Source organism: Streptomyces anandii JCM 4720 (assembly GCF_014650655.1).
GTDB lineage: Bacteria > Actinomycetota > Actinomycetes > Streptomycetales > Streptomycetaceae > Streptomyces > Streptomyces anandii.
This window is the reverse complement of sequence record NZ_BMVJ01000036.1, coordinates 6193-10197: the sequence shown is the minus strand read 5'-3', so window position 1 is coordinate 10197 and position 4005 is coordinate 6193. Positions and strand designations below refer to the sequence as shown.

The 4005-nt window shown below is 72.6% G+C and carries 5 protein-coding genes; 2 read left to right on the top strand and 3 right to left on the bottom strand.

Annotation, left to right across the window (positions count from 1 at the left end):
- Window positions 1-17: 17 nt before the first annotated feature.
- Complete coding sequence (locus IE249_RS33880; protein WP_189711087.1) at window positions 18-200, bottom strand: hypothetical protein; 183 nt, start codon at window positions 198-200, stop codon at window positions 18-20.
- Between the two features lie 424 nt (window positions 201-624).
- On the opposite strand from IE249_RS33880, the gene upp reads away from it, so the two are divergent.
- Window positions 625-1260, top strand: a complete 636-nt coding sequence (upp, locus tag IE249_RS33875) for a uracil phosphoribosyltransferase (RefSeq protein ID WP_189711085.1) — start codon at window positions 625-627, stop codon at window positions 1258-1260.
- Window positions 1261-1282: 22 nt separating this feature from the next.
- Here the strand turns inward: upp and IE249_RS33870 are convergent, their stop codons facing one another.
- Window positions 1283-1915 (bottom strand): LytR C-terminal domain-containing protein, encoded by a 633-nt coding sequence (locus tag IE249_RS33870; RefSeq protein WP_189711144.1) that lies wholly within the window; start codon window positions 1913-1915, stop codon window positions 1283-1285.
- Between the two features lie 128 nt (window positions 1916-2043).
- Window positions 2044-2340 (bottom strand): type II toxin-antitoxin system VapB family antitoxin, encoded by a 297-nt coding sequence (locus IE249_RS33865; protein ID WP_004943146.1) that lies wholly within the window; start codon window positions 2338-2340, stop codon window positions 2044-2046.
- Window positions 2341-2444: 104 nt separating this feature from the next.
- Here IE249_RS33865 and IE249_RS33860 point away from each other — a divergent pair.
- On the top strand, window positions 2445-4005 hold a 1561-nt coding region (locus IE249_RS33860; RefSeq protein ID WP_229859897.1), incomplete at its 3' end, for a helicase HerA-like domain-containing protein.

The window sequence follows — 4005 nt, the reverse complement described above, 5'->3', positions numbered from 1 at the left end:
GTGGCCGGGGACCGGGCCTACCAGCGGAACGTGCGCATGCGCATGGCGTGCCGCAGCCGGGCGGCCTTGGCCCGGCGGGGCTGGACGCGGTCCCGCAGCGCGCGGGCCTCGGCCAGCTCGCGCAGGAACCGGGCGCGGCGCCGGCGCCGCTCGCTGTCGGACTCCGGTGCGTCCGTGGTCCGGGACTCCCGGTCAGGCATTGGTTCACCACCCCAGTCGCGTCCCTCCCACTTTCCCTCCAACGGCGGGCTTGATGCCAGATCAGCGGAGGTCCTTGATGCCAGATCAGCGGAGGTCAGTGGCGGCCGGCACGCTCGCCGAAACGGCGGCGGGCCGCTCGGCGGAAGCGGCGGCCGCGGGGGTGCGGGTGCGGGCGGTGCTGCGGGAGGGGTGCGGGGGCGGTGGCCGAGGGCGCGGGCGCGGTGGCCGGTCGGGCGCGGGTGCCGCGGCCGGAGGCGTGCGGCCGGTTGGGGCGCGGGCGCGGTGGCCGGTCGGGCGCGGGTGCCGCGGCCGGAGGTGCTGGTGAGGGGTGCGGGGGCGGTGGCCGGAGGTGTTGTCGCAGGGGGTGCGGGAGCAGTGGTGGGAGGGCGGCGGGTGGGTGCGGGGCCCGGTTAGTGTGGGCACATGCGTCTCCACGTCGTCGACCACCCCCTGGTCGCCCACAAGCTCACCACGCTGCGCGACCGCCGCACCGACTCCGCGACCTTCCGCCGGCTCGCCGACGAACTGGTCACCCTGCTCGCCTACGAGGCGACCCGGGACGTGCGCACCGAACAGGTCGACATCCACACGCCGGTCGCGCAGACCACCGGCGTCAAGCTCGCCCGCCCGCGCCCGCTGGTGGTGCCGATCCTGCGGGCCGGGCTCGGCATGCTGGACGGCATGGTCCGGCTGCTGCCGACCGCCGAGGTCGGCTTCCTCGGGATGATCCGCAACGAGGAGACGCTGCAGGCCTCGACGTACGCCACCCGCATGCCGGAGGACCTCTCCGGCCGTCAGGTGTACGTGCTCGACCCGATGCTCGCCACCGGCGGCACCCTGGTCGCGGCGATCAAGGAGCTGATCAGGCGCGGTGCCGACGACGTGACCGCCGTGGTGCTGCTGGCCGCCCCCGAGGGCGTCGAGCTCATGGAGCGCGAACTGGCGGGCACGCCGGTGACGGTCGTGACGGCCTCCGTCGACCAGCGGCTCAACGAGCACGGCTACATCGTCCCGGGCCTCGGCGACGCGGGCGACCGCATGTACGGGGCGGCCGAGTAGGGCATCCGTCCCGCGGGGTGCCTCAGCAGTCCTCCTTGACCGCCGTCGCGCTCGGCCGCGGTGCGGTGAGGGCGGTCAGGGCCTGGGCGGCGGACGGCTGCGGGGTCAGTTGCTTGAAGCCGGTGCCGATGATCAGGTCCACGTCGGTGCCCTTGCGGGTGTCCGTGCGCTGCTCGGCGCCGGCGAGCTGGGTGGCGAGCACGGGCAGCGAGGTGTTGAGGGCCGAGGCCGGGCCGAGCAGCATGCCGGAGCCCTTGATCTTCTTGTCGAACTCCTTGGTCGCGTTGCCCACCTGGCCGATGCGGAAGCCGCGCTTCTTCAGCTCGTCGGCGGTCTGCTTGGCCAGGCCCTTGCGGGGTGTGGCGTTCAGGACGTTCACGGTGATCTGGCCCGGCTTGAGCAGGTCGCGCGCGGAGGCGGCGGGCGACGGGCTCGCCGTGGCCGCCCGGTCCGCCTTCGTGGTGCAGTCGCCCTTGGCGCCGGCCGCCGCGGCCTTCCTGCCGCCGGTGAAGACGTCGATGAGCTGCAGAGTGCCCCAGCCGACCACGCCGAGCACGGCGACGGAGGCGACGGCCAGGAACACGAGCCTGCCGCGCCGCCTGGGCCTGCGCATCCTCGGGTACTTGTTCCCCGTGATCCGGTACTTCCCGCCCATGCCGGGGGGAGTCAGCATGCTCATGGGCGCAGACTAGTGCGCCCGGGCGGTGATTCCTACTAGATGATCATTGGATGCCGCCCAGCAGAACCCGAAAGGTCCAAGCCGTTACCGAACGGCCGGTCCGCTCAGTCCAGCTCGAGCACGCGCGCGTGCAGCACCTGGCGCTGCTGCAGCGCCGCCCGCACCGCGCGGTGGAGGCCGTCCTCCAGGTACAGATCGCCCTGCCACTTCACGACGTGCGCGAAGAGGTCGCCGTAGAAGGTCGAGTCCTCCGCGAGCAGGGTCTCCAGGTCGAGCTGCTGCTTGGTGGTCACGAGCTGATCGAGGCGGACCGGGCGCGGTGCGACGTCCGCCCACTGCCGGGTGCTTTCCCGGCCGTGGTCGGGGTACGGCCGGCCGTTTCCGATGCGCTTGAAGATCACACGGAAAGCCTACCGGTCAAGACCTTCCGGGCGCAGCCTCGCCGCCCGAGTGCGACGCTGGAAATGCCGCAGCAAACCCGGGCGAATCGGGAACAGGGGCTGAGATGACCGACCACGACACGACGCCCGCCACCGGCGCGCCCACGTCGCGACAGGGCATCCAGGGCACCCCGGGCTCCTCTCCGGCCCGGCGCGCCTCCCTTCCCCCCGAGGCCCAGGAAATCGCCTCGGGTTACTCCTTCAGCGGGCCGGCCCTCGAACTCGGTGCGCTCATCTGGGACGGGCACTGTCTGCCGGACGCGCAGGTCCGGATCCCGCTGCCGATGCTCAACCGGCACGGGCTGGTCGCGGGCGCCACCGGCACGGGCAAGACCAAGACGCTCCAGCTGGTCGCCGAGCAGCTCTCGGCGCGGGGCGTGCCGGTCTTCCTCGCGGACGTCAAGGGCGACCTGTCCGGCATCAGCGAGCCGGGCGCGGCGAACGACCGCATCCGCTCACGGGCCGCCGAGGTCCGCCAGCGGTGGACGCCGGGCGGCTCACCCGCCGAGTTCTACACCCTCGGCGGCACGGGTCACGGCATCCCGCTGCGGGCCACGGTCACCAGCTTCGGCCCGCTGCTGCTGTCCAAGGTGCTCGAACTCAACCAGACCCAGGAGCAGTCCCTCGGCCTGATCTTCCACTACGCCGACACCAAGGGTCTGGAGCTGACCGACCTCAAGGACCTCAGGGCGGTCGTCGCCTTCCTCACCTCCGACGAGGGCAAGCAGGAACTCAAGGACATCGGCGGGCTGTCCACGGCCACGGCCGGGGTGATCCTGCGCTCCCTGACCGCCTTCGAGGCGCAGGGCATGGCGGACTTCTTCGGCGAGCCGGAGTTCGACACCGCCGAGCTGCTGCGCACGGCCGGGGACGGGCGCGGGGTCGTCTCCGTACTCGAACTGTCCGCCGTGCAGGACCGGCCGCGGCTCTTCTCGACCTTCCTCATGTGGCTGCTGGCCGACCTGTTCCACGACCTCCCGGAGATCGGCGACGCGGACAAGCCGAAGCTGGTGTTCTTCTTCGACGAGGCGCACCTGCTGTTCGACGAAGCCTCGAAGGCGTTCCTGGAGTCGATCACGCAGACCGTGCGGCTCATCCGCTCCAAGGGCGTCGGCGTCTTCTTCGTCACCCAGACGCCGAAGGACGTGCCCTCCGACGTCCTCGGCCAGCTCGGCAACCGCGTCCAGCACGCCCTGCGCGCCTTCACCCCCGACGACCAGAAGGCGCTCAAGGCCACGGTGAAGACGTTCCCCGACTCGCCCTACGACCTCGAGGAGATCCTCACCGGCCTCGGCACCGGCGAGGCGGTGGTCACGGTGCTGAGCGAGAGCGGCGCCCCGACACCGGTCGCGGCGACCCGGCTGCGGGCGCCCGAGTCCCTGATGGGCCCGGTGGACCCGGCGGCCCTGGACCGCGCGGCCCAGGGGTCCCCGCTGTACGGCCGTTACGCACAGGCTGTGGACCGCGAGTCGGCGTACGAGAAGCTGACGGCCGCGCAGGCCGCCCGCGAGGCGGAGCCATCGAGGCCGGCCGAACGGCGGACCGCGGGCGGCGACCGGGAGCCCTCGGTCGTCGAACAGGTCGTCAGCAGCGGGGTGTTCAAGTCCCTGGCCCGGTCGGTGGGCA